Raw genomic sequence first — 4421 nt, forward strand, 5'->3', positions numbered from 1 at the left:
CCGACAGCGTCGTCGCCGCCGCACTCGACCTACTCTGACAAAGGAGTCCCGCTTCCATGCCCACTCAGCCCACTGACATCACCGAGGTCTCGATGTCGTCGCGGGTCTCGGCGAGGATCGCGGCGGCCCGACGGCCGACAGCCCGGTAATAGAAGTGACCAATGTGGACAATTCCAGGCGTCGAGGACCTCGACCATCCGGGCCTCGTCAGCATCGGGTTCACGTACACCAGCTCCACTCCACGGGCGCGGGTCCGGTCCAGCAGTGGCTTCCAGGGATGCCCGGTCGGTTTCGCACCCCAGCACTGCGGCCTGCTCGGCGTGCTGGTCACTTCCGGGACACCGATTGCGCAAGCCATGGCGATCGTGCTGGTGTACCGCGCAATCAACTGGGTCGGCCTGGCGGTGTTGGACTGGTTCGTCTATGCGATCCAGATCCACGTGTCGCCCCAGTCAGGGTGACCGAGGGGCTTCGGCGCCCGTGTGGCAAGCATTCGTCTCGCGCACGGCGGGTGGAGGCAAGCCGGAATGCGGTCCTGCCAGCCCAGAACAGACCCGGAATCGCGACGCCGATTCTGCGTGACCATATTCCACATTAGACAATGCGGTTTCCGGGTTATTCGGGTTTTGCGGGACTGGCTTCCGCGGCTGCGCTGAGGTCTCGATCGGCTTGCTCCATGGCACCATTCGGGAGAATCTTCGTCGCTCGAAGGCACTTCACACCCACCGCCGCCAGCCCTGCCGCCACCGAAGCGGCCCCAGCGCCGGTTATGGCCGCGGCCAACCACGCGGGCAGGAGTTTGGCTAGGAGCATGGCCACAGCGGCGGACAGCGCGGCGCCGGCGTAGAAGCCAAGCACTGCTGCTGTGGCGGCCAGTGCCCCTCCGAACCCGGCCTGGCGTGCCTTCTCGCGCCACTCCTGTACTGCGATGCGGGCTTCCTTCTCGAACAGTGTGCGTGTCTTCCTGGTGATGTTTGAAACCAGGGCGTCGGTCTCGTTGGGCATGGCCACACCCCTTCGCCGATTTTGTGGGACTGGCTGCCGTACCGGTATATTCTTCGCTCTTCCGAGCCACAGCGTTTTTCCGGGTCTTCCCGCTGCCCTGCGGGAAGAAACGTCGGTGAATGCAACCTATGAGCTGCAAGTGAAAGCAGTTTCCAGCGGGCCCGATGTGCCGCCTGCAACAAAGTGGCTGGACGGGCGAGCTGCCAGATCAACGGCTGAACGCGGCGGAGATCAGCGGGCCGCCGGTAGGACGCTCGCGTTGTAGAGATATGCCTCGGTGGTCCGGGCGGCGTAAAGGTTGTCCTGGATGTAGGGCAGGCCGTCGGAGACGGCCCAGTGGTGGAGCTGGCCGACTGTGCCGGCGACATGCAGGGCTTGGCCCTCGGTCACGTGCACGGGCACGGTGGTCATCACCGATAGCTTCGCGCTGGATCGGGTGTCGATCACATCGAAGTGGTCGGGGGAGAGCACGGTCACCACGGTCGCAGCCACCACGACCTGTTGACCGAGGTAGGCGCCTTCGTAGAAGTATCGCTCTTGCTGAATGTCGCCGATGCTGAGCTCGTGCTGAGACGGAGCACCGCAGGACACGCCGAAGACTGCGACCGTGAGCGCGGTTCCGGCGGCAAGGACGGTAGAACCAGCCATAGTCGGCTGGTACCCGGCGGACGCTTGTCGAAACGGGCTCATGGGCGGTTCAGCCGCATTTCCCAGAAACCGGGGCCGATCGGTTCGATGAAGTCGCCGCGAGCGACGAAGTAGCCCTGCTCGTTAACAGTGATCGGCAGTTGCGGGAGCGCCCTGGTCGCCGGACCGAACATCGGTTTGGCGGACCAGGTGATCAAGAACTGGCGACTGGTGGCAGGGGCAGAGAGTCACGGTGTTCTGGGCGTCGAATTCGGCGGCTGGGCAGCCGAGGTGCGTGCACAGCTTTGAGAAGGCGTAGAAGTCGCCGTGGTTGAAGTCTTCTTGGCCGCGGCGTTTGCGAACCTCGGTTCCCGGGCGCAGCCGGATCAGCATCACGGGGCTATCGGCGGATCTCTCCGCGGCCTCCAACAGCTCCTGCTGACCGCGGTCGGATTCCCGGAACGGGAACACCGTGAGCATGGTGCCCGGTTCGACGTCTTCGGGACGAATCAGGACTATCTCGCCAAGAACCCCGCTCTGCGCCCGCAAGTACACGGTCTCGTCATTGACCGGGTGCCAGCCGGTGATCCACGGCTGCGCCTGGTCGCCGCCCTTGAAGGGGTTGCGAATGAATCCACCGATGCCTGCTGCGCCGGGAGTCCTCGCACGTCTTCCCCAAGCACCACTCGTTCCTTTGGGGCGAAATTGCGTTGTACTCGTTCGTCGTGCTGATCCTGTCGGGCACGTACCTGTCATTGTTCTTCGTGCCTGACACCACCGAGGTCGACTACCAAGGGGCGTACGACAACATCCGCGGGCTGCACGTCTCCCGTGCGTACGAATCTGCGCTCGCCCTGTCCTTCGAGGTGCGCGGCGGTCTGTTCATCCGGCAAGTTCACCACTGGGCGGCCCACGTGTTCATCGGGGCCGCTGCCATTCACATGTTCCGGAACTTCTTCACCGGTGCGTTCCGCAAACCGCGCGAGTTAACCTGGCTCACCGGGGTGGGTCTGCTCATGCTGGCGTTGCTCGAGGGCTACCTCGGATATTCGATGCTGGACGATCTGCTGTCCGGCATCGGAGTCCGCATCATCGCCGGGCTGCTGCTTTCAGTTCCCGTCATCGAACGTGGCTGCACTGGTTGTTGTTCGGCAACGAGTACGAGGGCGAGATCTGGATCTCCCGCTTCTTCGTCGGACACGTATTGCTGCTCCCCGGCATCCTGATCGCGCTGGTGTCCGTGCACTTGTTGTTGGTGTGGTACCAGAAGCACTCCCACTTCCGTGTCCCCGGAGCTCGCGAGACCAATGTGGTCGGCGACCGGGCCGCCCCGGGGTTCATGGTCAGGACGCTGGCCAACGGACTGGCCGTTATCGCCGTGCTCTTGCTGCTCGGGGCGGCCTTCCAGATCAACCCGGTCTACCTGTGGGGGCCGTACACGCCATCGGACAGCTCGACCGGAGTGCAGCCGGACTGGTACATCGGGTTCCTGATCGGGGCGCTGCGGCTGTTTCCGCCGTGGGACCTCAACATAGGCCCGTTCACGGTGCCGGCCCCATTCTGGCCCGGTATCGTGCTGCCCGCGTTCATGTTCCTCATCGCCGGGGCCTACCCATTCCTGGAGCGGCTGTTCACCCGAGACAAGGCACGCCACAACATCCTGCAGCGGCCCCGGGACAACCCAGCGCGAACGGGAATCGGGGCCATGGCGATCACCTTTTACCTCGTGCTGCTGGGCTCGGGAGGAAACGACGTGATCGCGGTCGCGTTCAGCATTCCGTTCGATTGGCTGGTGTGGGCGGGACGCATCGGGGTGTTCGTTGTGCCCGCGACCGCCTACGTCGTCGCATATCTGATCAGTCTTGCATTGCAGCGCGCGGACCGGGAAGTGCTCGAACGAGGACTGCGCACGGGGCTGCTGCGGGAGACCGCCGACGGCGTCTATGCGGAAGTGCGGCAACCTCTAGGTGGTGTCAACTACGAGGACCGGCCGTGCCGTTGGACTACGACGGTGCGCGGATCGACCGGCGAGTGGTGGTGCGCGAAGATGAATCGGAGGACTGACCTGCACGCCCGGAGGATCCGGCGGTTGCTCGCCGCGACTGCGTCGGCGGGAATCCTCACTGCGGCGTGCGCAACTCCGCAGCCACCGCCGAGCGAGTTGCGCGTCACCGGAGGCGCGGAGGGCAAGACCGGCGATGTATCCGTGCGGGAAGTGCTCCTCGCGTATCGACCCTCAGCCGGCGATGTGCTCTATCGCCCTGGCGAGACGGTGGACATCCACGCCACCATCACGAACGAAGGTGCTGAGACTGACCGGCTCCTATCGGTGAGCAGTTCGGTCGCCGCGACGGTGGCCGTGGACGGGGACACCGCGATGCCCGGACACCACACGCTGGCAACCCGGTACCCGCGCGAACCTGCGTATCGGCCACCGCCCACGCAGACCTCTGCGATCAGCATGCGCTTGACCGACCTACGGGAACCAATCACCGCCGGCCTCAACTACACCGTGGTCTTCACTTTCGCCAGAGCGGGAGCGGTGCGCCTCGACGTCCCGGTGGACACTCCGGGCGCGGCCCGCCCCGACTGCCCACTGCCGCCCAACGGCAAGCAACGCAGAACGCTGACCGCTCCGCTCGGTGCCCCAGCCCCGCCAGCTCCACCACTGCCTTACTGCTCGTCACTGCAGTGGAGTGCGGCTCCCTTGGTAACGCGCGGCCGCTTCGGCGATCTGCGTCGGTGACGGCCGGTCCGCGGCCAAGTCCTTCCACGGGAGCCTGAAGACG

The 4421-nt window shown here is 65.0% G+C and carries 6 protein-coding genes; 3 read left to right on the forward strand and 3 right to left on the reverse strand.

Going from position 1 to position 4421, the window contains the following annotated elements; genetic code table 11:
• Nucleotides 1–161: 161 nt before the first annotated feature.
• Nucleotides 162–461: a hypothetical protein gene (locus ACWDKQ_RS35245; RefSeq protein ID WP_450143084.1), complete on the forward strand. Its 300-nt coding sequence runs from the start codon at nt 162–164 to the stop codon at nt 459–461.
• A gap of 154 nt (nt 462–615) precedes the next feature.
• Here the strand turns inward: ACWDKQ_RS35245 and ACWDKQ_RS35250 are convergent, their stop codons facing one another.
• The 3 genes from ACWDKQ_RS35250 to ACWDKQ_RS35260 form a co-directional block, all read right to left on the reverse strand.
• Nucleotides 616–1005, reverse strand: coding sequence for a phage holin family protein (locus ACWDKQ_RS35250; protein WP_450143085.1), 390 nt, complete (start codon nt 1003–1005; stop codon nt 616–618).
• A 231-nt stretch (nt 1006–1236) separates the two neighbouring features.
• Nucleotides 1237–1653, reverse strand: coding sequence for a hypothetical protein (locus ACWDKQ_RS35255; RefSeq protein WP_450143086.1), 417 nt, complete (start codon nt 1651–1653; stop codon nt 1237–1239).
• A 123-nt stretch (nt 1654–1776) separates the two neighbouring features.
• Complete coding sequence (locus ACWDKQ_RS35260; protein WP_450143087.1) at nt 1777–2181, reverse strand: QcrA and Rieske domain-containing protein; 405 nt, start codon at nt 2179–2181, stop codon at nt 1777–1779.
• Between the two features lie 161 nt (nt 2182–2342).
• Between ACWDKQ_RS35260 and ACWDKQ_RS35265 the strand changes: the two genes are divergently transcribed.
• Complete coding sequence (locus ACWDKQ_RS35265; RefSeq protein ID WP_450143088.1) at nt 2343–2858, forward strand: cytochrome b N-terminal domain-containing protein; 516 nt, start codon at nt 2343–2345, stop codon at nt 2856–2858.
• Nucleotides 2774–4378, forward strand: coding sequence for a cytochrome b N-terminal domain-containing protein (locus tag ACWDKQ_RS35270; RefSeq protein WP_450143089.1), 1605 nt, complete (start codon nt 2774–2776; stop codon nt 4376–4378). The genes ACWDKQ_RS35265 and ACWDKQ_RS35270 overlap by 85 nt, the downstream gene beginning before the upstream one ends.
• Nucleotides 4379–4421: the final 43 nt, after the last annotated feature.

This window comes from Saccharopolyspora sp. NPDC000995 (assembly GCF_053599315.1).